Annotated in this window: 26 protein-coding genes; 14 read left to right on the top strand and 12 right to left on the bottom strand. The window is 67.5% G+C overall.

Annotation, left to right across the window (positions count from 1 at the left end; genetic code table 11):
* Positions 1 to 13 precede the first annotated feature (13 nt).
* Positions 14 to 1,597, bottom strand: coding sequence for a bifunctional phosphoribosylaminoimidazolecarboxamide formyltransferase/IMP cyclohydrolase (gene purH, locus V3B41_RS08245; protein ID WP_049428986.1), 1,584 nt, complete (start codon positions 1,595 to 1,597; stop codon positions 14 to 16).
* Positions 1,598 to 1,820: 223 nt separating this feature from the next.
* Here purH and V3B41_RS08240 point away from each other — a divergent pair, with 223 nt between their 5' ends.
* From V3B41_RS08240 to V3B41_RS08215, 6 genes are read left to right on the top strand one after another with little or no spacing between them, the layout of a single operon-like run.
* A complete protein-coding gene (locus tag V3B41_RS08240; protein WP_049428985.1) occupies positions 1,821 to 2,441 on the top strand; it encodes a CDP-alcohol phosphatidyltransferase family protein in 621 nt (206 codons plus the stop codon).
* Positions 2,442 to 2,480: 39 nt separating this feature from the next.
* On the top strand, positions 2,481 to 4,232 hold the full coding sequence (locus V3B41_RS08235) for a bifunctional alpha/beta hydrolase/class I SAM-dependent methyltransferase (protein ID WP_049428984.1): 1,752 nt from the start codon (positions 2,481 to 2,483) through the stop codon (positions 4,230 to 4,232).
* Between the two features lie 23 nt (positions 4,233 to 4,255).
* Positions 4,256 to 5,560, top strand: a complete 1,305-nt coding sequence (locus tag V3B41_RS08230) for a phosphatase PAP2/dual specificity phosphatase family protein (protein WP_329860780.1) — start codon at positions 4,256 to 4,258, stop codon at positions 5,558 to 5,560.
* On the top strand, positions 5,557 to 5,994 hold the full coding sequence (locus V3B41_RS08225; protein WP_329860642.1) for a hypothetical protein: 438 nt from the start codon (positions 5,557 to 5,559) through the stop codon (positions 5,992 to 5,994). Before V3B41_RS08230 ends, V3B41_RS08225 begins: the two co-directional genes overlap by 4 nt.
* 13 nt (positions 5,995 to 6,007) lie before the next feature.
* Positions 6,008 to 6,637 (top strand): lysophospholipid acyltransferase family protein, encoded by a 630-nt coding sequence (locus tag V3B41_RS08220; protein ID WP_049428981.1) that lies wholly within the window; start codon positions 6,008 to 6,010, stop codon positions 6,635 to 6,637.
* Positions 6,634 to 7,629 (top strand): phosphatidate cytidylyltransferase, encoded by a 996-nt coding sequence (locus tag V3B41_RS08215; protein ID WP_049428980.1) that lies wholly within the window; start codon positions 6,634 to 6,636, stop codon positions 7,627 to 7,629. The genes V3B41_RS08220 and V3B41_RS08215 overlap by 4 nt, the downstream gene beginning before the upstream one ends.
* 128 nt (positions 7,630 to 7,757) lie before the next feature.
* On the opposite strand, the gene fis is transcribed toward V3B41_RS08215, so the two are convergent.
* From fis to prmA, 3 genes are all read right to left on the bottom strand, one after another.
* A complete protein-coding gene (gene fis / locus V3B41_RS08210) occupies positions 7,758 to 8,033 on the bottom strand; it encodes a DNA-binding transcriptional regulator Fis (RefSeq protein ID WP_005419706.1) in 276 nt (91 codons plus the stop codon).
* A gap of 114 nt (positions 8,034 to 8,147) precedes the next feature.
* Entirely contained in the window at positions 8,148 to 8,918 is a 771-nt protein-coding gene (locus V3B41_RS08205) for a DUF3426 domain-containing protein (protein ID WP_329860638.1), read from the bottom strand.
* Between the two features lie 42 nt (positions 8,919 to 8,960).
* Complete coding sequence (gene prmA / locus V3B41_RS08200) at positions 8,961 to 9,881, bottom strand: 50S ribosomal protein L11 methyltransferase (protein WP_329860778.1); 921 nt, start codon at positions 9,879 to 9,881, stop codon at positions 8,961 to 8,963.
* Between the two features lie 164 nt (positions 9,882 to 10,045).
* On the opposite strand from prmA, the gene V3B41_RS08195 reads away from it, so the two are divergent.
* Positions 10,046 to 11,011 (top strand): hypothetical protein, encoded by a 966-nt coding sequence (locus tag V3B41_RS08195; protein WP_049428977.1) that lies wholly within the window; start codon positions 10,046 to 10,048, stop codon positions 11,009 to 11,011.
* Complete coding sequence (locus V3B41_RS08190; protein ID WP_329860636.1) at positions 11,008 to 11,382, top strand: hypothetical protein; 375 nt, start codon at positions 11,008 to 11,010, stop codon at positions 11,380 to 11,382. Before V3B41_RS08195 ends, V3B41_RS08190 begins: the two co-directional genes overlap by 4 nt.
* 127 nt (positions 11,383 to 11,509) lie before the next feature.
* Here V3B41_RS08190 and accC read toward each other — a convergent pair whose 3' ends face one another.
* The 5 genes from accC to V3B41_RS08165 form a co-directional block, all read right to left on the bottom strand.
* Positions 11,510 to 12,877 (bottom strand): acetyl-CoA carboxylase biotin carboxylase subunit, encoded by a 1,368-nt coding sequence (accC, locus tag V3B41_RS08185; protein WP_049428976.1) that lies wholly within the window; start codon positions 12,875 to 12,877, stop codon positions 11,510 to 11,512.
* Between the two features lie 10 nt (positions 12,878 to 12,887).
* A complete protein-coding gene (gene accB / locus V3B41_RS08180; protein ID WP_010481080.1) occupies positions 12,888 to 13,367 on the bottom strand; it encodes an acetyl-CoA carboxylase biotin carboxyl carrier protein in 480 nt (159 codons plus the stop codon).
* A gap of 53 nt (positions 13,368 to 13,420) precedes the next feature.
* Positions 13,421 to 13,846, bottom strand: coding sequence for a lysozyme inhibitor LprI family protein (locus tag V3B41_RS08175; RefSeq protein ID WP_329860633.1), 426 nt, complete (start codon positions 13,844 to 13,846; stop codon positions 13,421 to 13,423).
* Complete coding sequence (aroQ, locus tag V3B41_RS08170) at positions 13,843 to 14,292, bottom strand: type II 3-dehydroquinate dehydratase (RefSeq protein ID WP_049428974.1); 450 nt, start codon at positions 14,290 to 14,292, stop codon at positions 13,843 to 13,845. The genes V3B41_RS08175 and aroQ overlap by 4 nt, the downstream gene beginning before the upstream one ends.
* Before the next feature lie 358 nt (positions 14,293 to 14,650).
* Entirely contained in the window at positions 14,651 to 15,379 is a 729-nt protein-coding gene (locus tag V3B41_RS08165) for a DOPA 4,5-dioxygenase family protein (RefSeq protein ID WP_329860631.1), read from the bottom strand.
* A 168-nt stretch (positions 15,380 to 15,547) separates the two neighbouring features.
* Between V3B41_RS08165 and V3B41_RS08160 the strand changes: the two genes are divergently transcribed.
* Entirely contained in the window at positions 15,548 to 16,375 is an 828-nt protein-coding gene (locus V3B41_RS08160) for an isocitrate lyase/phosphoenolpyruvate mutase family protein (RefSeq protein WP_049429008.1), read from the top strand.
* Between the two features lie 151 nt (positions 16,376 to 16,526).
* On the opposite strand, the gene V3B41_RS08155 is transcribed toward V3B41_RS08160, so the two are convergent.
* Positions 16,527 to 17,060: a hypothetical protein gene (locus V3B41_RS08155; RefSeq protein WP_329860629.1), complete on the bottom strand. Its 534-nt coding sequence runs from the start codon at positions 17,058 to 17,060 to the stop codon at positions 16,527 to 16,529.
* Positions 17,061 to 17,186: 126 nt separating this feature from the next.
* On the opposite strand from V3B41_RS08155, the gene V3B41_RS08150 reads away from it, so the two are divergent.
* Together V3B41_RS08150 and V3B41_RS08145 are read left to right on the top strand one after the other, a co-directional pair.
* Complete coding sequence (locus tag V3B41_RS08150) at positions 17,187 to 17,783, top strand: NAD(P)H-dependent oxidoreductase (protein ID WP_329860627.1); 597 nt, start codon at positions 17,187 to 17,189, stop codon at positions 17,781 to 17,783.
* A 16-nt stretch (positions 17,784 to 17,799) separates the two neighbouring features.
* Positions 17,800 to 18,393, top strand: coding sequence for a TetR/AcrR family transcriptional regulator (locus V3B41_RS08145; RefSeq protein WP_329860625.1), 594 nt, complete (start codon positions 17,800 to 17,802; stop codon positions 18,391 to 18,393).
* 6 nt (positions 18,394 to 18,399) lie between these two features.
* Here V3B41_RS08145 and V3B41_RS08140 read toward each other — a convergent pair whose 3' ends face one another.
* Entirely contained in the window at positions 18,400 to 19,194 is a 795-nt protein-coding gene (locus V3B41_RS08140) for a D-alanyl-D-alanine carboxypeptidase family protein (RefSeq protein WP_329860623.1), read from the bottom strand.
* Between the two features lie 119 nt (positions 19,195 to 19,313).
* Between V3B41_RS08140 and V3B41_RS08135 the strand changes: the two genes are divergently transcribed.
* Positions 19,314 to 20,867, top strand: a complete 1,554-nt coding sequence (locus V3B41_RS08135; RefSeq protein ID WP_329860621.1) for an alkaline phosphatase — start codon at positions 19,314 to 19,316, stop codon at positions 20,865 to 20,867.
* A 42-nt stretch (positions 20,868 to 20,909) separates the two neighbouring features.
* Positions 20,910 to 21,476: a GIY-YIG nuclease family protein gene (locus V3B41_RS08130; RefSeq protein WP_049428968.1), complete on the top strand. Its 567-nt coding sequence runs from the start codon at positions 20,910 to 20,912 to the stop codon at positions 21,474 to 21,476.
* 7 nt (positions 21,477 to 21,483) lie between these two features.
* Here the strand turns inward: V3B41_RS08130 and V3B41_RS08125 are convergent, their stop codons facing one another.
* Positions 21,484 to 21,627: a hypothetical protein gene (locus tag V3B41_RS08125; protein ID WP_180849023.1), complete on the bottom strand. Its 144-nt coding sequence runs from the start codon at positions 21,625 to 21,627 to the stop codon at positions 21,484 to 21,486.
* A 98-nt stretch (positions 21,628 to 21,725) separates the two neighbouring features.
* On the opposite strand from V3B41_RS08125, the gene V3B41_RS08120 reads away from it, so the two are divergent.
* On the top strand, positions 21,726 to 22,625 hold the full coding sequence (locus V3B41_RS08120) for a LysR substrate-binding domain-containing protein (RefSeq protein WP_010481100.1): 900 nt from the start codon (positions 21,726 to 21,728) through the stop codon (positions 22,623 to 22,625).
* Positions 22,626 to 22,718 lie beyond the last annotated feature (93 nt).

Raw genomic sequence — 22,718 nt, 5'->3', positions numbered from 1 at the left:
TGTCGCTCCAGCATCAGTGGCGGAAGTGGCGCACGCCGGTGAACACCATGGCCAGGCCATGTTCGTCGGCGGCGGCGATCACTTCGGCATCGCGCATCGAACCGCCCGGCTGGATCACCGCCTTGATGCCGGCGGCAGCAGCGGCGTCGATGCCGTCGCGGAACGGGAAGAACGCATCGGAGGCCATCACCGAACCCTCGACCACCAGGTTCGCATCGGCGGCCTTGATGCCGGCGATGCGGGCCGAGTACACGCGGCTCATCTGGCCGGCGCCGACACCGATGGTGCGGTTGTCCTTGGCGTAGACGATCGCGTTGGACTTCACGAACTTGGCCACCTTCCACGCGAACAGCAGGTCGGTGAACTGCTTGTCGGTCGGTGCCAGCTTGCTGACCACCTTCAGTTCGTCGCGGGTCATGCCGCGGTTGTCCGACGACTGCAGCAGCAGGCCCGAGCCCACGCGCTTGCTGTCGAAGTTGTTCAGGCCATCACCATGCGGGATGCGCAGCACGCGCACGTTGGCCTTCTTCTGTGCGTATTCCAGCGCGGCCGGCTCGTAGTCCGGGGCGATCAGTACTTCCACGAACTGGCGGTCCAGGATGACCTTGGCGGTGGCGGCGTCCAGCGGCTTGTTGAAGGCGATGATGCCGCCGAAGGCGCTGGTCGGGTCGGTGGCGTAGGCCAGCTCGTAGGCATCGCCGTTGCCGGCACCCACGGCCACGCCGCACGGGTTGGCGTGCTTGACGATGACGCAGGCCGGCGCATCGAACTGGCGCACGCATTCCCACGCCGCATCGGCATCGGCCAGGTTGTTGTAGCTCAGTTCCTTGCCCTGCAGCTGCTGGAAGGTGGCCAGGGTGCCCGGCACCGGGTACAGGTCGCGGTAGAACGCGCCGCTCTGGTGCGGGTTCTCGCCGTAGCGCAGGTCCATCACCTTCACGAAGGTGGAATTCATCTGCGCCGGGTACTCGGCGCGTGCCGGCACGGCGGCGTCGGTGGCGGTGACCGCCGACAGGTAGTTGCTGATCGCCGCATCGTACTGGGCGACGCGGTTGAACGCGGCCACCGAGAACGCGAAGCGGGTGGCAGCCGTCAGCTGGCCGCCGTTGGCGTCCAGCGAGGCCAGCAGTTCGGCGTACTGCGACGGATCGGTTGCCACTGCCACGCGGGCGAAGTTCTTGGCTGCCGAACGCAGCATGGCCGGGCCGCCGATGTCGATGTTCTCGACCGCGTCGGCCAGGGTGCAGTCGGCCTTGGCGGTGACCGATTCGAACGGATACAGGTTCAGCACCAGCAGGTCGATGGCACCGATGCCGTGCTCGGCCATCACTGCGTCATCCAGGCCGGAGCGGCCCAGCAGGCCGCCGTGCACCATCGGGTGCAGGGTCTTGACCCGGCCGTCCATCATTTCCGGAAAACCGGTGACCTCGGCCACGTCCTTCACGGCCAGGCCCGCATCGCGGATCGCCTTGGCAGTGCCGCCGGTGGACAGCAGCTCCACGCCGCGTGCCGCCAGCGCAGTGGCCAGCTCGACCAGACCGGTCTTGTCGGAAACGGAGAGGAGGGCCCGGCGGACGGGCAACAGATCAGCAGTCATGGGACAGAATCGGCAGCGGAGCGGGGCCGATATTGTAGGCGGTGGGGGCCGGTGGCGGGTGCCGGAAGGGGTAATTTGCCGCAGCAATCGGCCCAGGACCGGGTTGGGCACATTGATCCGGCCCGATCAGGGGGCTGAGCCCCGGACCGGCGACGGGTTGTCGGAATCAGTCGACGATGGGGTAGGCTGTGCCCGCACTGCCAAGGATCAGCGGGTACGGATCATGTCGATCTATGCATTGAAAGGACGTTTCCAGGACCTGTTGCGTCCGGCCGTGCGCGGGCTCTACCGCCTCGGCATCACCGCCAACACGGTGACTGTGGCCGCCGCCGTGGTCTCGCTGCTGGTGGCCGCGGCCGTGTGGTGCTGCGCGCCTGCCCAGCCCCTGCTGTACCTGCTGCTCCCGTTGTGGATGCTGCTGCGCATGGCGCTCAACGCCGTGGACGGCATGCTGGCGCGCGAATTCGGCCAGCAATCGCGGCTGGGCGCCTATCTGAACGAAGTGTGCGATGTGATCGCCGATGCGGCGCTGTACCTGAGCCTGCTCAGCGTACCCGGCGTGCGCCCGGAGGCGCTGTGGCTGCTGGCCTGGACCGCGGCACTGAGCGAATACGCCGGCGTGCTGGGGCTGATGGTCGGGGCCAGCCGTCGCTATGACGGCCCGATGGGGAAGAGCGACCGCGCCTTCCTGATCGGCGTGCTGGGCCTGCTGCTGGCGTTCGGCTGGGGTGGTGCGATGACGGTCAGCGGCGTGGCCGCAGCCATGGCAGTGCTGTGCATGCTGACGATGATCAATCGCGTACGGCACGGGCTGAAGGAATCCGCGGCGACGCCGCGGCGATAGACACACCAAGACAACACGCCACATCAATCAGGAGATTGCATGCGTCAGGCGCAGGAACGGGAATTCCACAGCTTCGATCAGGTACCGCTGTTCTACCGGTACTGGCCGGGCACCACCGCAGCCCCGGCCAGCAAGGCCATCGTGCTGCTGCACCGCGGCCACGAGCACTCCGGCCGCGTCACTCACCTGGTCGACGAGCTGGACCTGCCCGACACCGCCTTCTTCGCCTGGGATGCGCGTGGCAACGGCCGTTCGCCAGGCGCACGTGGCGATGCACCGGGCTTCCCGGCGCTGGTGCGTGACCTGGACAGTTTCATCGCCCACATCGGCGCCGAACACGGCATCGCGGTGGAGAACATCGTGGTGATCGCGCAGAGCGTGGGCGCCGTGGTTGCTGCCACGTGGGTGCACGATTACGCACCGCGCCTGCGTGCGCTGGTGATGGCCTCGCCGGCGTTCAAGGTGAAGCTGTACGTGCCGTTCGCACGCCCGGGCTTGGCATTGATGCAGAAGCTGCGTGGCAACTTCTTCGTCAACAGCTACGTCAAGCCGCAGTGGCTGACCCATGACCCGGCGCGCGTGGAGAGCTACCGCACCGATCCGCTGATCACCCGCCCGATCTCGGTGCGCGTACTGCTGGGCCTGTACGAGGCCGCCGACCGTATCGTGGCCGATGCGCAGGCAATCAGCGTGCCGGTGCAGCTGCTGGTGTCCGGATCCGACTTCGTCGTGCATCGTGGCCCGCAGGACCGCTTCTACGAGCGCCTGTCCAGCCCGGTCAAGGAGCGCGTGCACCTGCCGGGCTTCTTCCACGACACGCTGGGCGAGCGCGACCGCGCACCGGCGCTGGCGCGCATCCGCAGTTTCATCCAGGCACGTTTCGCCGAGCCGCTGCGTGAGCTGTCACGGCGCGATGCGCACCGGCACGGGCCGACCTTCGAGGAATCGGAGATCCTGGCCTGGCCGCCGGAACGCAACAGCCTCGCGGACCTGCGCTGGCGCGTGGTGCGTGGCGGCCTGCGTTTTGGCGGCACGTTGTCCGAAGGCATCGCGCTGGGCCTGCAGACCGGTTTTGATTCCGGCAGCACGCTGGACTACATCTATCGCGACGAAGCGCGCGGCAAGGGTCCGTTCGGCCGCATGGTCGACCGCAACTATCTGGATGCGATCGGCTGGCGTGGCATCCGCATCCGTGGCCAGCACCTGCAGGAACTATTGCGCGATGCCGCCCAGCGCCTGCGTGGGCAAGGCACGCCGGTGCGTGTGCTGGACGTGGCCGCCGGCCATGGCCGCTATGTGCTGGAAGCGCTGGGCCAGGGCGAACAGCGCGCCGACCGCATCGTGCTGCGTGACTTCAGCGATCTGAACGTGACCCAGGGCCAGGCCTTGATCGAGCGCCTCGGTGCGTCCGACATCGCACGCTTCGAGCAGGGCGATGCGTTCGATCCGTCGCAGCTGGCGAAGGTCGATCCGGCGCCGACGCTGGCGGTGGTGTCGGGCCTGTACGAACTGTTCCCCGACAACGACGCCGTGCTGCGCTCGCTGCAGGGCATCGCCGCAACGGTGCCGGTGGGCGGCTACCTGGCCTACACCGGCCAGCCCTGGCACCCGCAGCTGGAATTCATTGCGCGCGCGCTGACCAGCCACCGCGGCGGCGCAGCGTGGGTGATGCGTCGTCGTACCCAGCAGGAGATGGATGAGCTGGTGCGCCTGGCTGGGTTCGAGAAGGTGGCGCAGCGCATCGACGAATTCGGCATCTTCACCGTGTCACTGGCACGCCGGACCGCGTGATGGCGACACTGGCCGCCACCCCGCTGGCCGCGGAAAGGCGCCCCTGGCGGCGCGCTCTGCTGTGGCTGGCCCTGCTGGGTCCGTTCTTCTTCGCCAGCTACGGCTTCGCCAACTGGATGGCCGGTCGCCATGCCGAACTGCCGGTGATGGCGTTCGCTTGGGAGACGCGCATTCCCTTCGTCCCGTGGACGATCGTGCCGTACTGGTCGATCGACCTTTTCTACGCAGTCTCCTTCTTCCTGTGCCGGCAACGGTTGGAACTGGACCGGCATGCGCTGCGGCTGTTCAGTGCACAGCTGATCGCGGTGACCTGCTTCCTGCTGTGGCCGCTGCGCTTCAGTTTCGAGCGGCCGGAGATCGGCGGCGTGTTCGGTTGGCTGTTCGATGTGCTGCTGGGCTTCGACAAGCCGTTCAACCAGGCGCCATCGCTGCACATCGTGCTGCTGATCGTGCTTTGGGTGAAGTTCGCGCAGTACCTGCACGGCGTGTGGCGTTGGGTGCTGCATGTGTGGGCGCTGCTGATCGGTGTCTCGGTGCTGACCACGTTCCAGCACCATTTCATCGACATCCCGACCGGGCTGCTGGCCGGCTGGCTGTGCGTGTGGCTGTGGCCGGAACAGGGCACGCCGCCGCTGCGTGCCTGGCGTACTGCGCGTGATGCCAAACGTTGGCGATTGGCGGCGCTGTACCTGCTGGCGGCTACTGTAGTGCTGGTGCCGGTGGTGCTTCTGCGTGGCGCGGCGTTGTGGCTGCTGTGGCCGGTGGCGTCGCTGCTGCTGGTAGCGCTTGCCTATGCCGGGCTGGGTACGGCGGTGTTCCAGAAGCGCGCCGATGGTCGCTTGACCATGGCGGCACGCTGGCTGCTGGCTCCATATCTGGCGGCAGCGTGGATGAATTCACGGCTATGGACCCGGCGTGCGCCGCAGCCGGTGCCGGTGCTGGACGGCGTGTGGCTGGGCCGGATTCCCTGCACGGCATTGCCGACACCTTTGGTGGGCGTGGTCGATGCCTGCGCCGAGCTGTCCTGCTGCGCGCCGGGTGCGGCATACGCCGGTGTGCCGATGCTGGACCTGGTGGTGCCCACGCCGGAGCAGCTGCGCGAGGCAGCCGAGGCCATCGAGCGCCTGCGGGCGCAGGGGCCGTTGCTGGTGTGCTGTGCGCTGGGCTACTCGCGCAGTGCTGCCAGCGTGGCGGCCTGGCTGCTGCGCAGTGGTCGTGCGTCTGATGCCGATGCGGCGGTGGCGATCGTGCGTGCAGCGCGTCCGGGCATCGTGCTGGGCAAGGCGCACCTGCGCGGGATCACCGTTGCCGCCGGAGACCCTGCATGAGCACGACGCCTGACATTGCGACCATGCAGCTGCTGTTGCGGCAGGGGCGTTGGCCGGCATGCCTGTCGCTGGGGCTGCTGCTGGTGGCATTGCTGCTGCTCGGCACCGAGCCGGGCCTGGCGATGGTCGCCGCAGGGTTGTTGCTGGCCAGCATGTTTGCGGGGGCGGCGCAGACGTACCACGCGTGGCGGGTGGCGCTGGACGCCAGCCTGCTGCAGCAGCTGCGTGACGAGGGCCTGGACGGCGATGCCGCTGCGCGCCGCACCGATCAGCTGCTGCAGGACAGTGGCCTGCGCCCAGCGTCGCCCGATGTGCCCCTGCGGGGCTGGGACGCGCGCTGGGCCGGCATGCGTCGCCTGCTGCTGCGCCAGTACCTGCTGACCGCGGCGCAGTTCGCACTGCTGGTGCTGGCCGTGTTGTGGCCGCAGACGTGAATGGGAGGGACCAATGTTCGCCGAACTGATTGCCCGCGCCTGCAGTGGTGCGATCCATGTAGTAACCGGTGCACGCGCGCTGTGGATCGGCTGCGCGCCGTCCAGCGAGCGCCGCGTGTACTACGGCAACCACGCCAGCCATGGTGACTTCGTGCTGATCTGGTCGTCCATGCCGCCTGCGCTGCGGCGCCAGGTGCGCCCGGTTGCTGCTGCCGAGTACTGGCAGCGCGATGCCCTGCGTCGCTACCTGATCGATGCGGTGTTCAACGGCGTGCTGGTCGAGCGCGAGGCCGGGCATCGCCAGCAGGACCCGCTGCAGGCCCTGCGCGATGCCGTGGACGAGGACTGCTCGTTGATCCTGTTCCCGGAAGGCACGCGCAACGTGGGCGATGAGCCGTTGCTGCCGTTCAAAAGCGGCATCTACCACCTGGCCCGGCAACGCCCGGAGCTGGAGTTCGTTCCAGTATGGATCGACAACCTGAAGCGGGTGATGCCCAAGGGCCGCTTCCTGCCACTGCCCTTGCTGTGCACGGCTACCTTCGGCACGCCGCTGCGGTTGCAGGCCGACGAGGACAAGGCTGCATTCCTGGCCCGCAGCCGGCAGGCGCTGCTGGACCTGGCGCCGAACGGAGGGCGCGCATGAGTTTCCTGATCGATGTGTCCGGCGACCTGGCAACGCAGAGTGTGGGCCAGCAGACCGGCCTGCTGTTCGCCGGCGTCGGTGCGGTGCTGGTACTGGCCACGCTGGTGGCCGAATCGCTGCGCTGGCGCCAGCGCGGCCGGCCCAGCGCGGTGATCGCCAATCTGGTGTCGCGCATCCGCGCATGGTGGGTGATGGCGATCGTGGTCGGGCTGGCGCTGTTCTTCGGCCGTGCCGGGGTGATCGTGCTGTTCGCGATCATCTCGCTGTTCGCGCTGCGCGAGTTCATCACCCTGGCACCGACGCGCTCGGGTGACTACTACGCGCTGCTGGCGGCGTTCTACATCGTGCTGCCTTGGCAGTACTACCTGGTGTGGATCGACTGGTACGGGATGTACACGCTGCTGATTCCGGTCTATGCGTTCCTGTTCCTGCCGATCCTGTCGACCATCGGCGGCGACACCACGCACTACCTGGAGCGCACGGCGAAGGTGCAGTGGGGGCTGATGATCTGCGTGTTCTGCATCTCGCACGTGCCGCTGCTGCTGAACCTGCACGTGCCCGGCCATGATCCGTCGCGCAATGTGCTGCTGTTCGCCTTCCTGGTGATCGTGGTGCAGTCCTCGGACGTGCTGCAGTACATCTGGGGCAAGCTGCTGGGCAAGCACCTGATCGCGCCGAAGCTGTCGCCGTCGAAGACGGTGGAGGGCTTCATCGGCGGCGTACTGAGTGCCAGCGCGCTGGGCGCTGCGCTGTGGTGGATCACCCCGTTCACGCCGCTGCAGGCGTTCGGCCTGTCGCTGCTGATCAACCTGATGGGATTCTGGGGCGGCCTGGTGATGTCGGCGATCAAGCGTGACCGTGGCATCAAGGATTGGGGGCACATGATCGAGGGCCATGGCGGCATGCTCGACCGGCTGGATTCGGTGTGCTTCGCCGCGCCGGTGTTCTTCCATGTGGTGCGGTATTACTGGAAGGCGGGCGGGGGCGGGTGATTCTGCCGGGCTTCCAGCCACGCAGGGCGGGGCTCGACCGGCAGTGCCGCCCACGGGCCGGCAACTGCAACATCCTGCCATCGTTCACGGGGTTGCCGGCCAGCGGCCGGCACTATCCACGCGCGCGCTCAGGCGCTGATGCCGTATTCCTTCAGCTTCTTGCGCAGGGTGGCGCGGTGGATGCCCAGCATTGCCGCAGCGCGGCTCTGGTTGCCTTCGCAGTGGTTGAGCACTTCCACGAACAACGGAATCTCCATCTCGCGCAGCACGATCTCGTAGACATCGTCCGCGTCGCAGCCATCAAGGTCACGCAGGTAACGGCGCACGGACTGGGCGACATGTTCACGCAGCGGTGGCCGGGGAGCGCCACGACTGTTGTCAGGACGAGAAAGGACAGCGTTCAAGGGGGTTCCCGATTCGGTTGGCCCGTGCGCGCGGAGCGCGCGGCCGGACGAGGTGGTGGCGGCCAGTCTAGCGCGAGCGTGCCCGGCCTGCCACGGCCGGTCGCCTTTTCACGGTCAGAGGAAGTCGAAGGTGAATGCGACGGTGGATGCGGCGGGCTCCTGTACCCGGAACGCGACGCGCGCGCTCTGGCCCGGTTCCAGCAGGGCCGCACCGGGGTTCTCGCCCAGGTACTGCGCAGGCGTGAACACACCGCTGCCGATCACACGGCCATCAGCATCGGACAGTGACAGGCGCAGGTCCGGCCAGGCCTGTGCCCAGCGTGCGTCGTTGCGGATGCTGGCCTGCACCTGCAGCACACCGGCCTGCCCGGGCAGCGGGCGGATCTCGCGGCTGGTCATGGTGACGGCGGTGGGTTCATGCCAGGCCGGCAGGCTGCAGCGCAGGACGCCACAGAGCGTGCCCAGCCATGCACGGTTGCCGGCGTCGGCGGCCAGCCGCGTGCGGTCGGCCAGCACGCTCTGCAGGACCAGCAGCAGCGCCAGCGCGGCGACCAGCACCCAGTGCCAGCGCGGCGTTGGCAGGGCAGGTGGGCGCGGGTTGCCGAGGAAACTGGGTGCATCGGCGGCAACCGTCGTTGCCGGTAGTACGACCGGTGCCGGTTCGATGGCCGCGGTGTCATCAACGATGACCGTGTCATCGTCGTGTCGCATCTCCGCCGTCGGCGCATGTGCCAGATCAACGGGCTCGGTCGGCGCCTGCATTGCAGGCGCTGTGTGCTCAACGTCGTGCTGCGTGCGCGCATCGGTCGCAGGCGCAGCCTCACCCTCCGGCGTCGTGCGCAGGAAGGTGGCCAGGGGACGGCGCGGTGGGTTCGGCTCGGACATGCTCAGGGTGCGGGCTCGGATCCAGCGGTCATTCAACCACGATCAGGCGCGGCGCACGCCGGTGATGCGCATCCAGTCGCCATCCTGGGTGGCCTGCAGATCGTCGAACCATGCGCCATAGCGCTGCAGCAGTTCACCTTCCTGGCCATGCAGGATGCCGGACAGGGCAATGCGGCCACCGGCAGCGACGCGTGCGGCCAGCAGCTCGGCCAACGCGTCCAGTGCCGAGGCAAGGATGTTGGCGACGACGATCGGGTAGGTGGCGACGGGTTCGTCCTGTGGCAGGTAGAGGTGCATGCGCGCCTGCTGGCCGTTGCGCTCGGCATTGTCGGCGGTGGCGACCAGTGCCTGCGGATCGTTGTCCACGCCGATGGCCTCAGCGGCGCCCAGCTTCAGCGCGGCAAGCGCAAGGATGCCGGAGCCGCAGCCGAAGTCGAGCACGCGCTGGCCCTGCAGCAGGCCGTCCACGGCCAGCTGGTCCAGCCAACGCAGGCAGAGCGCGGTGGTCGGGTGAGTGCCCGAGCCGAACGCCAGGCCCGGGTCCAGCCGCACCACGGCGGCGCCGGCCGCCTGCGCGGCCTCCGGCAGTTCATGGTTCCACGGCACGATCCAGGTACGGCTGCCGAAATCCATCGGCTGGAACTGGTCCAGCCAGGCGCGTTCCCAGTCTTCGTCCTCGACCGCGCGGAAGCTGCCGCTGCTCCAGTCCAGCTCCGGGTCGAAGGACTCCAGTGCGGCCAACAGCAGCAGCGCATTGCTGTCGGCCGGGAACAGCGCGCTCAGCACCAGGGTGTCCCACAGCGGGGTCTCGCCCACGCCCGGCTCGAGGATGGCTTGTTCGTTGCTGGTATCGGCCTCGGCATCAAGCAGCGTGACGGCCAGTGCGCCAACGTCCTCCAGCGCATTCTCATAGCGGGGCTGGGTAGCTTCGGTGCAACGCAGGGTCAGTTCCAGGAACGGCATGGCGGTGGGGGCAATCGCGGGAAAGGGGGCCATGCTAGACCATCGGAGCGTCTCCGTATTGCCTGAGATGCCGCTCGGAGATGAACGGAACCGGTTCAGACAGGCCTGTCGGGCCTTGTTAAACTTGGTGCTTTCCTGTGCGCCGTGAACGCTCACTGCCGCCAATGGCCTTTGCTCCGACCCTGAAAACCTGGTTGCTCGTGCTGCCGGCGGTGGCCGTGCTGGGCGTGGCCGGGTATCGGGCCAGCGGCCATGCCGGATCGGTGCCGGTGACCGCAGGCGAGCTGCCGACGGCGCGGGTTGCGGCGGACGATGCGGCAAGCCTGCCGGTAGTGCCGGAAGCGTTGGCGCGTCGCCTGGCGGCGTTCGAGCGCGGCAACGGGCTGCCTTCGGGCCTGCCGCTGGACCTGCGCGCGGACATCGAGGATGCGACCGATCTGTACGCCTACGCGCAGCGCCTGCGCGTGCAGGCCGACGAAGGCAACCACGAAGCCCGCTGGATGCTCAGCCGGGTCTACGACTACTGCGCGCAGTACGCCATCGATCCGGGCGGTTACCGGTTGGACAACAACGTGCTGGCCGGGCTGGGCCTGACCGCCGCGCCGGCCATGGTGCAGGCCCGCGAGCGCGTGGCACAGCGCTGTGGCGGTTTCGTACCCGGTGACAAGCTGGGGTCCGCGCTGGTGCTGGCCGAGCGTCGCAAGGCGGCCACGCAGGGCAACCTGGCTGCGGAAGCATCGCTGTTCGCCGAGGGCGAACCGCTGCATGACAGCCCCGAGTACCGCCGTGACCTGGTCGAGCGGGTGCGCACATCGCGCGATCCGGAGGCCTTCATGGCGATCGCGCCGGGGATGGGCGTGCGCGCGGCGGGGGACCAGGCGCTCACTGGCCTGGTGGCGGGAGAACAGCTCAGTGAACTGGCATGGCGGGTTGCGGCCTGCGAACTCGGTCTACCGTGTGGTGCCGACAGTGTGCTGGTCAACAGTTTTTGTGCGAATGGAGGGATCTGTTCGCAGGATGGGACGCAGGATTTCCGGGATTTCGTGTATGACGCTGCGGTTTCGCGGCAAGGTGCGGGGAAAATGAAGCAGTGGATCAAGCGATTGGTTGGAAAGAGGGGCGGGCAATGAACTACCGTCGATTCCTGCATGGAGCCAAGTTCTGGTTCTGGGTGGCGCTGTTCGTGGCCTATTCGGCCGGCGCGGTCGGGCTGTTGATGATCGACACCTATGAAGATCGTTACCGGCATCTTTCAAAAGTGGAACTGACCACGGTGAAGGCGCAGGAAGATGTGCGCCGCGTGGGTGCCAGCCAGGTCGCTGCGGTCTATCGCGCGCAGAGCGGCATGCCGTTTGCTTCGTTGCCGGCAGGCAGTACTTTCCAGGTGGTGTGGCCCGATGGGTCCACCGAGACGATGGTGATCGTCGACCCGAGCTCGCCCAATGGTGTTCGCCCGGTGGCGAATTCGCAGATCCCGGCCGAAGCTGCCGACAAGCGCTGATGCACCTGCTGTAGAGCCGAGCCATGCTCGGCTGCTTTTCCAGCAAGCCGAGCGTGGGCCCGGCTCTACAACAACAGAAAAGGGCGGGGATATCCCCGCCCTTTTCATGTCCAGCACCTGCTGCCGATCAGGTCAGTGCGATCGGCTTGTTCTTGCGCTCGGCAAGGCGCTTTTCCAGGTAATGGATGTTCTGGCCACCGGCCTGGAAGCCCTTGTCACGCATGATCCGCTGCTGCAGGGCGATGTTGGTCTTGATGCCGTCGACCACCATCTCGCTCAGCGCCACCCGCATGCGGGCGATGGCGGTTTCGCGGTCCGGGCCGTGCACGATCAGCTTGCCGATCATCGAGTCGTAGTTGGACGGCACGCGATAGCCACTGTAGATGTGGGTATCCACGCGCACGCCGGGGCCGCCCGGCGGATGGAAGCCGGTGATGGTGCCTGGGCTCGGCACGAAGGTCTCGGCGTCTTCGGCGTTGATGCGGCACTCGATCGCGTGGCCGGTCAGCACCACGTCGCTCTGCTTGATCGACAGCTTCTGGCCAGCGGCGATCTTCAGCTGCTCGGCCACCAGGTCGATGCCGGTGACCATTTCGGTGACCGGATGTTCCACCTGGATGCGGGTGTTCATTTCGATGAAGTAGAAGCGGCCGTCCTCGTACAGGAACTCGAACGTGCCCGCGCCGCGGTAGCCGATGCGGATGCAGGCTTCGGTGCACACCTTGCCGATCTGCTCGCGCTGTTCGGCGGTGATGCCCGGTGCCGGGGCTTCTTCCACCACCTTCTGGTGGCGGCGCTGCATCGAGCAGTCGCGCTCACCCAGGTGGATGGCGTTGCCCTGGCCGTCGGCCAGCACCTGGATTTCCACGTGGCGCGGATTCTCCAGGAACTTCTCCATGTAGACCTCGCCATTGCCGAACGCGGCCTTGGCCTCGCTCTTGGTGGTTTCGATCGAGGTCTTCAGCGAGGCTTCGGCGTGCACGACGCGCATGCCACGGCCACCACCACCGCCGGCCGCCTTGATGATGACCGGGTAGCCGATCTCACGGGCGATCTTGGTGTTGGCGACGATGTCCTCGCCCAGCGGGCCGCCCGAGCCGGGCACGCACGGCACGCCGGCCGACTTCATCGCGCGGATGGCTTCGACCTTGTCGCCCATCATGCGGATGGTGTCGGCCTTGGGGCCGATGAAGATGAAGCCGGACTCTTCCACGCGTTCGGCGAAGTCGGCGTTCTCCGACAGGAAGCCGTAACCCGGGTGGATCGCCTGCGCGTCGGTGACTTCAGCAGCGGCGATCAGCGCCGGGATGTTGAGGTAGCTCTGCGGCGACGGCGCCGGGCCGATGCAGACCGACTCGTCGGCCATGGCCACGTGCTTGAGGTTGCGGTCGACCGTGGAATGCACGGCCACCGTGCGGATGCCGAGGGTGTGGCACGCGCGCAGGATGCGCAGCGCGATTTCCCCTCGGTTGGCGATGACGACTTTGTCGAGCATGGCGTGCCCCTCAGCCGATCACGAACAGCGGCTGGTCGAATTCCACCGGCTGGCCGTTCTCGCCGAGGATGGCGACGATGGTGCCGGACTTGTCGGCCTCGATCGGGTTGAACATCTTCATTGCTTCGATGATGGCCAGGGTCTCGCCTTCCTTGACCTGCTGGCCAACGGTGACGAAGGCCGGCTTGTCCGGGGCGGACGAAGCGTAGAAGGTGCCGACCATCGGCGAACGCAGCACGTGGCCTTCCGGCAGCGCCGGGCCCGGCTTGGCGGTACCGCCGGTGGAGGCTTCGGTCGGCGACTGCATCGGCATCGCCTGCGGTGCCGGGGCGGCCGGAGCGGCGTACACCGGTGCGGCGACCGGGGCGGCATAGCCGGCCACCGGGGCGCGCGACAGGCGCACCGACTCTTCGCCTTCCTTGATTTCGATTTCAGCCAGGTTCGACTCTTCCAGCAGGTCGATCAGCTTCTTGATTTTGCGGAGATCCATGGTGGCCTCTTTGCTCTTGATGTCAGTGTGGTGGGGAGCGCAGCGCGCTCGGGTCAAAGCAGTTCGTAGAACTCGCGCAGCTGGCGCGTACGATCGCGCGCGAGGGTGGTCAGGCAGCGCATCTGTGCGCCGTTGCGTGCCGTGCCATCGGAATTGAGGGCATAGACCGCGTTGCAGTCGTGGTCGCGCAGCTGCACCCAGGCGCGCTGCGCCAGCACCAGCTGCTGCTCGGCATCGCCGCAGTAGCTGCAGCTGCCGCCTTTGGCCGGCGTGCGCAGTTGCTTTCGCGCCAGGGCGTATACGGCATTGAGTTCGGCGTCAGCGGCCGCGGCCACGTCCGAGGCGCACAGGTCGCTCTCCATCGTGGTGGTCGGATGCGCACAGTCGATGCCTTCGTCCTTGCGGTCGAATGCCGCGGCGGCACCGCACAGGCCGGCCCACAGCAGGATGCTGGCAAGCACGTGCGGCAGCACCTTCACGCGACGGCCGCCTGTACGCGCAGCAGCGCCGCATCCATCGCGTAGCGATAGCTGTCGGCACCGAAACCACACACCACGCCCACCGCCTTGTCACTGAAGTAGCTGTGCTGGCGGAACGGTTCGCGTGTGTGCGGGTTGGACAGGTGGATCTCGATGAACGGCAGCGCCACCGCCGCCAGCGCGTCACGCAGGGCGACCGAGGTGTGGGTGAAGGCGGCGGGGTTGATCAGGATGAAAGCGGTTCCGTCGTTGCGCGCCGCCTGCACGCGATCCACCAGCACATGCTCGGCGTTGGACTGCAGGCTCTCCACGGTGTGCCCGGCGGCGGCGGCCTGCGCGATCAGGGCCTGGTCGATGTCGGCCAGCGTGGTGTGGCCGTAGACCTCCGGCTCGCGGGTGCCGAGCAGGTTGAGGTTGGGGCCGTGCAGGACCAGCAGCTTCGCCATGGGATCCGGAAGACGGGAAAGGGCGGCAGTCTGGCGGAACCGGCGGATGCTGTCCAGTTCGGCGAAGTTTGCTGCGTTTCAATCGTTTGTTTGAAATCTGCCGAAGCGCTTGTGGCCCTATGCGGGGCGGCGGTTCAAGGCGCGCTGAACGCCGTGCGGGCGGGGGATGCGTGCACGTAGGCCGACGATGGCGGCAAGAGCCTTGTCCGGGGACCCGCGCCACGTGCGGGTGAAGGGCCACCGACCGGTAGATCCCCGCCATGCATGGATGATGGAAGTTCGGTGCGCAGCAAGCTACGCACCCACCGGAGGGCAGCCCAAGGTGCGCAGCAAGCCGCGCACCTGCGGGAAAGGCGGCTCACGTCTCCAGCGGCACCGTCGGCACCACGTTCGGGAACACTTCTTCCAATGCCTCCCGCTCGCCCGGCTTGGGCACCGGCCAGTTGTAGGCGTTCACCGGCTGCGCGCGGTTCACCCACAGGGCGTAGTACAGATGGTCGGCGCGGCCATCGCCGGTGTTGGGATGGATCAGGATGGTCAGCCCCAGGCTGTTGAGCTGCAGCCACGGCACCAACACCGGCAGCAGGTCGTTGTTGAAGCCGAAGTAGAACGACGGTGTTACATGCGGGCCGCGCGGCTCCAGGTTCCAGTTGCCCAGTTCCACCGGGAAGCGCTCGGCCGCCCAGCGCCGCAGCAGGGCGGCTTTCTCGAAGCTGTCTTCATCGAAGTAGATATGTGCGTGATAGCTCTTGATGTCGGTATAGGCGCGCGGGGTGGTGGGCAGCGTGGCTTCGCCGGGACGCACGCTGGCTGGCCGCGGGGTGGGTTCGCTGGCCGTGGCCTGGCCCCAGGGACTGCGCCCCTTCGGCGCCGGCGGCACGATGGCACGGAAGCCGGGACGGCCGGGCTCGGTGGTGTTCGCTGCAACGTCGCCATGGGGCGATGCCGAGGCTGTCGAGGCACTGGCCAGGCCTCCGGCGGCCAGCCCGGCCGAGGCGATGAGGCGCCGCCGTGCCGGCGAAAGCAGGTCGGCCCAGTGGCCGTCATCGTCGCCGTCATCGATGAGGAGATGCGGGTCAGGCTGCATGAAGGGCTCCGTGGCGGCATGGGTGTGGGCAAGCACGCACGCTCGGGCAGTGTGGCCGGTGGCGTCCAATAAGCAGGCAGCATCACCTCATGCATGGCGGGCTTCGATGCCATTGAGCGCGACCGCACGGCGGGCTACGGTGCAGGTCTGCCGCCCCGGAGCCCTGCCATGACCCCGCCCGATGCCGACACACAGCACAAGCGTGTGTCTTTCCGCCAACTGCACGCGCAGGGGTGCTTCGTGCTGCCCAACCCATGGGACGTGGGCAGTGCGCGCTACCTGCAGCGGCAGGGCTTCCTGGCATTGGCCACCACCAGTGCCGGCTGCGCCTGGAGCGAAGGGCGACCGGACGGTGCGGTCTCGCTGCAGGCCACCTTGGAGCACCTGAGGCTGATGGCGGCGGCGACAGCACTTCCATTGAATGCCGATTTCGGTGATGGCTTCGGCGCCACGCCGCAGGCGGTGGGGGAGGCGGTGGCCGCAGCGATCGATACCGGCATCGCCGCGCTGTCGATCGAGGACGCCAGTGGCGTGGCCGATGCACCGCTGCGCCCGATTGACCAGGCGGTCGAACGCCTGCGTGCGGCGCGTGCGGCCATCGACCGCGCGGGCGGCGAGGTGCTGCTGGTCGGGCGTGCCGAGAACTTCTTCGTGGGCGTGCCCGACCTGCAGGACACGCTGCAGCGCCTGCGCGCCTATGCCGAAGCCGGTGCCGATGTGCTGTACGCACCCGGCATCACGACCCCGGAGCAGATCCGTGCAGTGGTTGCCGCAGCAGGAACGAAGCCGGTGAACCTGCTGGTCGGTGGGCCGACGCCGCTGAGCCTGCAGGACATCGCCGCACTCGGCGTGCGGCGGGTCAGCCTGGGGGGTGCGCTGGCGCGCGCCGCCTGGGGAGGTTTGATGCAGGCGACACAGCCGATCATGCAGGACGGTCGTTTCGATGGCCTGCAGCAGGCGGCCTCGGGTGCGGCGTTGAACGCGTTGTTCCGCTAGCGGACAGCCGGTAGATACTCGCCATGCGTGGATGCAGGATGCCCGGTGCGCAGCAAGCTACGCACCCACCGAAGAGCTGTGCCCGCATGCCGATGGATCCACGCCATGCGTGGATGGATGCGCCGGAGCGTAGCGTCGCCCTGCAAGTGCGCTACAGCGTTTCCACTCCGCCCTTGGGCAGGATCACGCCCGGCTCGAGTGCCGGCAACAGCTGCCGGAGCATCGCTGGATTGTCGATCAGCCCGGCGCCATCAAGGTAGCGCCACTGCGAAGTGCCGACGTGGCGCACGGCAACCATGAACGAGGTGCTGCGGATAGCGGTTTCGCGCACACGCAGCAGTGACTGCCGCGGTACGAAGCAGACTTCTTCGTCACCGGCGGCATAGGTGCGGCCGGGCACTCCGGCCTCGTCACTGATGATGACGACGCCAGCCTTGTGCAATGCCTTGACGGTATCGCGGGTCGACTGGGCGTAGGTCTCATCGCCACCGGCCAGGCGTTTCAGGCTGGGATGCGTGCGGGCGATGATCAGCTCGGCATCGCCCTTGGCGAATGCGGTCAACATCGCCTGTACGTCCTGGCGCAGGCCGGCCGATTCGGCCGCGGTGAGCTCGCCGGCCAGGGCAGGCTGTGCCGTCGTGGCCAGCAACAGGTACATCAATGAAGCAAGCAGGTATCGGCGCATCGTCGGGCATCTCACGGGCAACCTCGGCACTATACGGGGTGCGAAAACAGCGTCCCACTGGTGGTGCTGGCATCCCGGGAATTGATACTTACCATTGGTAGGTAATGAATTCCGGAACGTCCCCGCATGCATAGCCTCATCGTCACCGCCCATCCCGAACCTGGTTCGCTCACCCATGCCATCGCCCAGCGCATCGGCGAGGCCATCGTTGCGAGCGATGCCGGCAACACCGTGGCCCACGCCGACCTGATGGCCGAGGGCTTCGACCCGCGCTTCACCGCGCAGGACCAGGCGCTGTTCCGTGGCACCGGCGCGGTGCCGGCCGATGTGGCCGCCGAGCATGCACGGCTGGACGCCACCGACACGCTGGTGCTGGTCTATCCGCTGTACTGGTGGTCGTTCCCCGCGCTGCTGAAGGGATGGATCGATCGCGTGTTCACCCAGGGCTGGGCTTACCAGGACGGCGCCGATGGCAAGGTGCAGAAGAAGCTGCAGCGCCTGCGCGTGCACCTGGTCGGCGTCGGTGGTGCGGGCGCGGAAATGATCGAACGGCGCGGCTATGGCACAGCGATGAAGACCCAGATCGACATGGGCATCTTCGACTACTGTGGCGCGCGCGTGCTGTCGTCCGAACTGCTGCTCGACGCCGACAGCGGTGCCGCGCAGGCACACCTGCAGACCGCCGTGGAAATCGGCCGTAAAATTGGTATTCCGATGAGTTGATCACCGTGTTCCGCTGATGCCTGCCAACACCGCTCCCATGCGCCGCCGCCTGACCCGAGAGCAGCGCGCCCGCCAGCTGCTGGAGGTGGCGTGGACGCTGGTCGGCGAAGAAGGCACCGATGCGCTGACGCTGGGCCGGCTGGCCGAAGCGGCGGGCGTGACCAAGCCGGTGGCCTACGACCACTTCGTGACCCGCAACGGCCTGCTGGCCGCGCTCTACGATGACTACGACGGACGGCAGACGGTGGTCTTCCACGAGCGTATCGGTCGCGCCAGGGCACAGCTGGCTGATCGTGCGGCCGCCATCGCCTCCGGTTACATCGACTGCATCCTCAGCCAGGGCAGTGAAGTGCAGGGCATCCTCGCCGCCCTGGTGGGCGCGCCGGAGCTGCATGAGGTGCGCCGGCGCTACCAGCAGGACTTCATCGACAACTGCGACGCCTGGCTGGGCCCGTTCGCCGCTGACGGCTCAGTGCCGCTGGCGGGGTGTTGGGCGATTCTCGGTGCAGCCGAAGCCCTGTCCGAAGCCGTGGTTGCCGGGGCGCTGGACAAGGGTGACGCCGAAGCCGAATTGCAGCGCCTGATCGTGGCTACGGTCAAGCGCCGCTGATCGGCCTCAGGCATCCATGGCGGTGCCGGCCAGCGCAGCGAAACCGTCGGCCAGCAACTCACGTACCCGTGCATCGCGTGCCTCGCGGCTTTCAGAACCCAGGGCCACGGTGATCAGCCGCACCGGCTGCGCACGCCCGGGTACCGCCCGGCACGCGGTCGCCGCCAGGCAGAAGCCTGCAGCGCGGGTATAACCGGTCTTCAATCCATCCACGCCGTCATCGCCCAGCAGGGCGTTCTGGTTGTTGCGGCTGAAGCTGCCATGTTCAAACGCGCGCTGCGCGGTGATCGCCAGGATCTGCGGATGATCGTTCAGCAGGCAGGCGGCCAGCATCGCCATGTCACGCGCGCTGGATGCATGACGCGGCGTGGTGATGCCCGACACGCTGGCGAACCACGTGCTGCGAAGGCCCAGCTGGCGCGCGTGCCGGTTCATGCGTTCCAGGAATGCAGGCTGCGATCCGCCCAGATGACGTGCCATGGCCAGTGCCGCGTCATTGCCGGAGACGATCATCAGGCCTTCCAGCAGACGTCCCAGGGTGACGGTCTCTCCGGGGACAAGCCCCATGCGCGTTTCGTCGTCGGCCACGGCATGCACATCGTCGTCAGCGACGGTGACCGTTTCGTCCCACGAGTGCCCGTACTCCCCGATGCATGCGTAGGCCGCGTAGGCGGTCATCAGCTTGGTCAGCGACGCCGGCTGTCGTGCGATGTCGGCGTTGTGCTGGTGGATCACCGTGAGGGTTGCTGCATCGAGGGTGATGGACGAGAGCGGGTCGCGCGCGGAGGTGGGAGACGGCATGCATGCGGCGATGGCGAAGGAGGCCTGCAGGATAGTCCGCGGCGGCTGCATGAAGCTGCAATATTGAAACGATATAACGTACCGTCATTTCGGCCGCCTATGGCCTGGGAGACTGTTCAATGACGGCACGTACGCCACGCCGCTGGCTCCACTCCTCGCTGCTGCTTGCGCTGGCCGGGCTTGGCGGCTGCCAGCCCGCTCTGCGTGCCGGGGCCGTTCCTTCCGGTGACGTCCGTCCGTACAACGTGATCGTGATGATCAATGACGGCGCGGGTTGGGGCACTTGGGATGCCGCTGCCTACTGGCAGTACGGCAGCCGCGAAGGCGCCCCCTATGCGGATTTCCCGCAGCGCCTGGCGGTCACCACGTTCCCGTTGAACGCCAGCAGCCAGCCGACCGGCGACAACGCGCAGACCCTCGGCTACGACGTTGGCAAGGCCTGGGATACCGAGCCGGTGCCGGCGCAGGACCTGCCGTTCGCCGGTTACCAGTACCTGGCCGCGGTGGCGACCGACAGCGCCGCAGCAGGCACGGCGCTGTCTTCGGGCATCAAGACCTACAACAACGCCATCAATGTGGACAACGATGGCAACGCTGTTGAATTCAACACGCTGCGCGCCAAGCGCCTGGGAATGGCCACCGGCGTGGTCACCTCGGTGCCTTTCGCGCACGCCACGCCCGCTGCGTTCGCAGCGCAGAACGCATCGCGCAACAACTACCACGCCATCGCCCACCAGATGCTGTCGCAAGGGCACATGGACCTGGTGATGGGCACCGGTGGCCCGGGCTACAGCGTCGACGGCCGCGCCTGTAACGAAGGCACGGACACCGCAAACGCAGAGGGCTGCGCGAATCCATGGCAGTGGGTGTCGCAGCAGGATTGGCAGCAGCTGGAAGCGGGCAGCACCATCGCCGGCAATCCGGCGGGACCGTGGCGCCTGATCCGCAGCAAGGAAGCGTTCGCCACACTGGCGCAGGGACGGTTGCCGGCCGACAGGCCGCTGATCGGTGTACCGCGCGTGGCCAACACCCTGCAGCAGGCGCGCCGCCTGCAGGTGCTGGGCAAGGATGCAGCCACGCCTTCGGGAGTGAGGAAGATCGACAGCGTGCCCGATCTGGCGACCATGACCCGTGGCGCGCTGCAGTTCCTGCAGCAGCGTTCCCCCCGCGGCTTGTTCCTGATGGTGGAAGGCGGCGCCACCGACTGGGCCGCGCATACCAGTGCCTGCGGTACCGAATGGCACTACGGCCAGTGCACGGACCAGCCGCAGTACGGCCGTCTGATCGAGGAAACCGTGGAGTTCAACGACGCGGTGACGGCGGTGGTCGACTGGATCGAGCGTAACGGTGGCTGGGAGCGAAACCTGTTGATCGTCACCACCGACCACGACAACAGCATGCCGATGGGCCCGGACGCGCAGATCGTGGCCTTCGAACCGGTAAGGAACCATGGACGCGGCCGCATGCCGGGGATGAGCTTCCGACCCACCGGTAACCACTCCAACGCGCTGGTGCCATTGTGGGCCAAGGGCGCGGGGTCGGAACTGCTGGCCAAGCGCGTGCGCGGCGTTGATGCCGGCTACCGTCAGCACGTGCGCTGGAACGACGGCAGTTACATCGACAACACCGACGTGGCTGCGGCGGTGCAGGAGGCGCTGCAGCGTCCACGGTAACGCCCGGTTGCACCCGGGCTGTTATCGAGGCAGCCTGCGCACATGCAGTCGGATATCCGCATCGACGGTCGTTTCTTCGCCTACGTCTTCCCCTGTGCGTGGGAAGACTACGCGAAGATCGGTTTCTCACGTGATCCGCTCGGACGCATCAGCGCATTGCACCGGCGTTGGTTCGAGTTCTTCGACCTCGACGCCGGTGCACTGGTGGAAGCGGAAAGCGAGCGCGATGCGCGAGACCTGGAGCTGCAGCTGCGTTCGCCGTTCAAGGCGCACCGCGCGCCGGCGCCGATGACGGTCCAGGACAAGGCTGGAGGCCGCACCGAATGGGTACGTGGTGCCAACCAGGCCTTGTCGCGTGCAATTATCGCGTTGGGCGAACAAGGCTATCGCTGCTATCCACTGAAGGCGTGGCTGCGGGCCGCCCTGCGCCTGCGCATGGACCGGCTGCACGACTGGGCTGCGGTGCAACTTCCGGAGGAGGAAGGCCTACGGCTGCCCAGTGGCCCCGGCGAGCGCGCGCTGCGTGACACCCTCGACGGTTGTCGGGCATTGGATATCGATCCGATCCCGTGGCTGCCTGAACACGTCCAACGCTGGTACGCAGGGTGAGGAGCGTTCAACGGGTTCTCGGCGGCTGAACAGGCGCAGCCGGTTGCTGCGCGCACTGCGGGGCAGGTGTGGGAGGGCTGGCCAGCTGGCGTGCCAGCTCGGTGCTGGCCACGTGGCCCTGCAGGAACAACAAGCCTCCGAAGATGTTCATGAGCGTGCCTACACTTGAGTGGATTGCACGATACGGGCAGCATGGGCGGGCAAAAAGCGACATTTCCGCAAGCGTGCCTTGAGAGGAATTCAAGCCTGATGTCCCGCCCACCGCTCCATGCCCTGCAGGGCTTCGTGGCCGCCGCCCGGCTCGGCAACCTGTCGCGCGCGGCGGCGTCGATGAACCTGACCGTCAGCGCGCTCAGCCATCAGATGCGGCAGCTGGAAGAACGGCTCGGGCAGCCGCTGCTGATCCGCCAGCCGCGTGGTGTCACCCTCACCCTGGAGGGCCAGCGCCTGCTCGACCAGGTGGGTCCGCATCTGGATGCGATCAACGAAGCCTTCCAGCCCTATGCCGCACGTGCCGAGCACGTGCTGACGATCAGCGCGGTACCGTCGATGGCCTCGGCCTGGCTGGTGCCGCGCCTGGGTCACTTCGTGGCAGAGCACCCACAGATCGAGATCAACCTGCAGTCGAGTGAACGCCTGATTGATTTCGAGCGGCAGCGCCAGTTCGACGCCGCGCTGCGGCTGGGCAGCGGGCAATGGCCAGGCCTGGTGGTGGAGCCGCTGTTCGACGAATGGCTGCTGCCAATGGCGAGCCCGGCGCTGATCGAACGCATGGGAGGCGTCGACCGTGTGCCGTTGACCCAGTGGCCGCTGCTGGGTGATCCGGACGGGGCATGGGGCGCCTGGTTCGCGTTGAGCGGGCAGAGCCCGCCGTCGCGCTTCGTGGCGGTGCTGGATGATTCGGAGGCGCACCATCGCGCCGCTCTGGATGGCGTGGGCGTGGCCCTCGGGCGGGTGACGCGGGCGCGGCTGCTGCTGGATTCGGGCCAGCTGGTCGCGCTGTCCAGCCAGCGCCTGAAGACCGACTGGCCACATTGGCTGGTGTACCCGCAGCGCTCGGCCAGCCATCGTGGCTTCCTCGCGTTCCGCGACTGGCTGCATGCGCAGGCCGCCGAGCACGTGCGGCACATGGCAGACGCGCATCTGTAGCGTGGCGCGGTGCTCGATCTCGCATCTGTAGCGTGGCGGCCCGAGCGGGGGGGGTGTTGGCGAAACGGGCGGGGCGGGGGGGGGGCGCCAGAG

The organism is Stenotrophomonas sp. SMYL89 (genome assembly GCF_036319985.1).
Classification (GTDB): Bacteria; Pseudomonadota; Gammaproteobacteria; order Xanthomonadales; family Xanthomonadaceae; genus Stenotrophomonas; species Stenotrophomonas maltophilia_Q.
The sequence above is the reverse complement of the archived record's forward strand: the minus strand, read 5'-3'. Positions and strand labels throughout refer to the sequence as shown.

What these genes read in the sequence shown, in the direction of transcription:
- purH (WP_049428986.1), bottom strand. Translation starts at nt 1,597, where the DNA reads ATGACTGCTGATCTGTTGCCCGTCCGCCGGGCCCTCCTCTCCGTTTCC.
- V3B41_RS08240 (WP_049428985.1), top strand. Translation starts at nt 1,821, where the DNA reads ATGTCGATCTATGCATTGAAAGGACGTTTCCAGGACCTGTTGCGTCCG.
- V3B41_RS08235 (WP_049428984.1), top strand. Translation starts at nt 2,481, where the DNA reads ATGCGTCAGGCGCAGGAACGGGAATTCCACAGCTTCGATCAGGTACCG.
- V3B41_RS08225 (WP_329860642.1), top strand. Translation starts at nt 5,557, where the DNA reads ATGAGCACGACGCCTGACATTGCGACCATGCAGCTGCTGTTGCGGCAG.
- V3B41_RS08220 (WP_049428981.1), top strand. Translation starts at nt 6,008, where the DNA reads ATGTTCGCCGAACTGATTGCCCGCGCCTGCAGTGGTGCGATCCATGTA.
- V3B41_RS08215 (WP_049428980.1), top strand. Translation starts at nt 6,634, where the DNA reads ATGAGTTTCCTGATCGATGTGTCCGGCGACCTGGCAACGCAGAGTGTG.
- V3B41_RS08205 (WP_329860638.1), bottom strand. Translation starts at nt 8,918, where the DNA reads ATGTCCGAGCCGAACCCACCGCGCCGTCCCCTGGCCACCTTCCTGCGC.
- prmA (WP_329860778.1), bottom strand. Translation starts at nt 9,881, where the DNA reads ATGCCGTTCCTGGAACTGACCCTGCGTTGCACCGAAGCTACCCAGCCC.
- V3B41_RS08195 (WP_049428977.1), top strand. Translation starts at nt 10,046, where the DNA reads ATGGCCTTTGCTCCGACCCTGAAAACCTGGTTGCTCGTGCTGCCGGCG.
- V3B41_RS08190 (WP_329860636.1), top strand. Translation starts at nt 11,008, where the DNA reads ATGAACTACCGTCGATTCCTGCATGGAGCCAAGTTCTGGTTCTGGGTG.
- accC (WP_049428976.1), bottom strand. Translation starts at nt 12,877, where the DNA reads ATGCTCGACAAAGTCGTCATCGCCAACCGAGGGGAAATCGCGCTGCGC.
- accB (WP_010481080.1), bottom strand. Translation starts at nt 13,367, where the DNA reads ATGGATCTCCGCAAAATCAAGAAGCTGATCGACCTGCTGGAAGAGTCG.
- aroQ (WP_049428974.1), bottom strand. Translation starts at nt 14,292, where the DNA reads ATGGCGAAGCTGCTGGTCCTGCACGGCCCCAACCTCAACCTGCTCGGC.
- V3B41_RS08165 (WP_329860631.1), bottom strand. Translation starts at nt 15,379, where the DNA reads ATGCAGCCTGACCCGCATCTCCTCATCGATGACGGCGACGATGACGGC.
- V3B41_RS08160 (WP_049429008.1), top strand. Translation starts at nt 15,548, where the DNA reads ATGACCCCGCCCGATGCCGACACACAGCACAAGCGTGTGTCTTTCCGC.
- V3B41_RS08155 (WP_329860629.1), bottom strand. Translation starts at nt 17,060, where the DNA reads ATGCGCCGATACCTGCTTGCTTCATTGATGTACCTGTTGCTGGCCACG.
- V3B41_RS08150 (WP_329860627.1), top strand. Translation starts at nt 17,187, where the DNA reads ATGCATAGCCTCATCGTCACCGCCCATCCCGAACCTGGTTCGCTCACC.
- V3B41_RS08145 (WP_329860625.1), top strand. Translation starts at nt 17,800, where the DNA reads ATGCCTGCCAACACCGCTCCCATGCGCCGCCGCCTGACCCGAGAGCAG.
- V3B41_RS08140 (WP_329860623.1), bottom strand. Translation starts at nt 19,194, where the DNA reads ATGCCGTCTCCCACCTCCGCGCGCGACCCGCTCTCGTCCATCACCCTC.
- V3B41_RS08135 (WP_329860621.1), top strand. Translation starts at nt 19,314, where the DNA reads ATGACGGCACGTACGCCACGCCGCTGGCTCCACTCCTCGCTGCTGCTT.
- V3B41_RS08130 (WP_049428968.1), top strand. Translation starts at nt 20,910, where the DNA reads ATGCAGTCGGATATCCGCATCGACGGTCGTTTCTTCGCCTACGTCTTC.
- V3B41_RS08125 (WP_180849023.1), bottom strand. Translation starts at nt 21,627, where the DNA reads ATGAACATCTTCGGAGGCTTGTTGTTCCTGCAGGGCCACGTGGCCAGC.
- V3B41_RS08120 (WP_010481100.1), top strand. Translation starts at nt 21,726, where the DNA reads ATGTCCCGCCCACCGCTCCATGCCCTGCAGGGCTTCGTGGCCGCCGCC.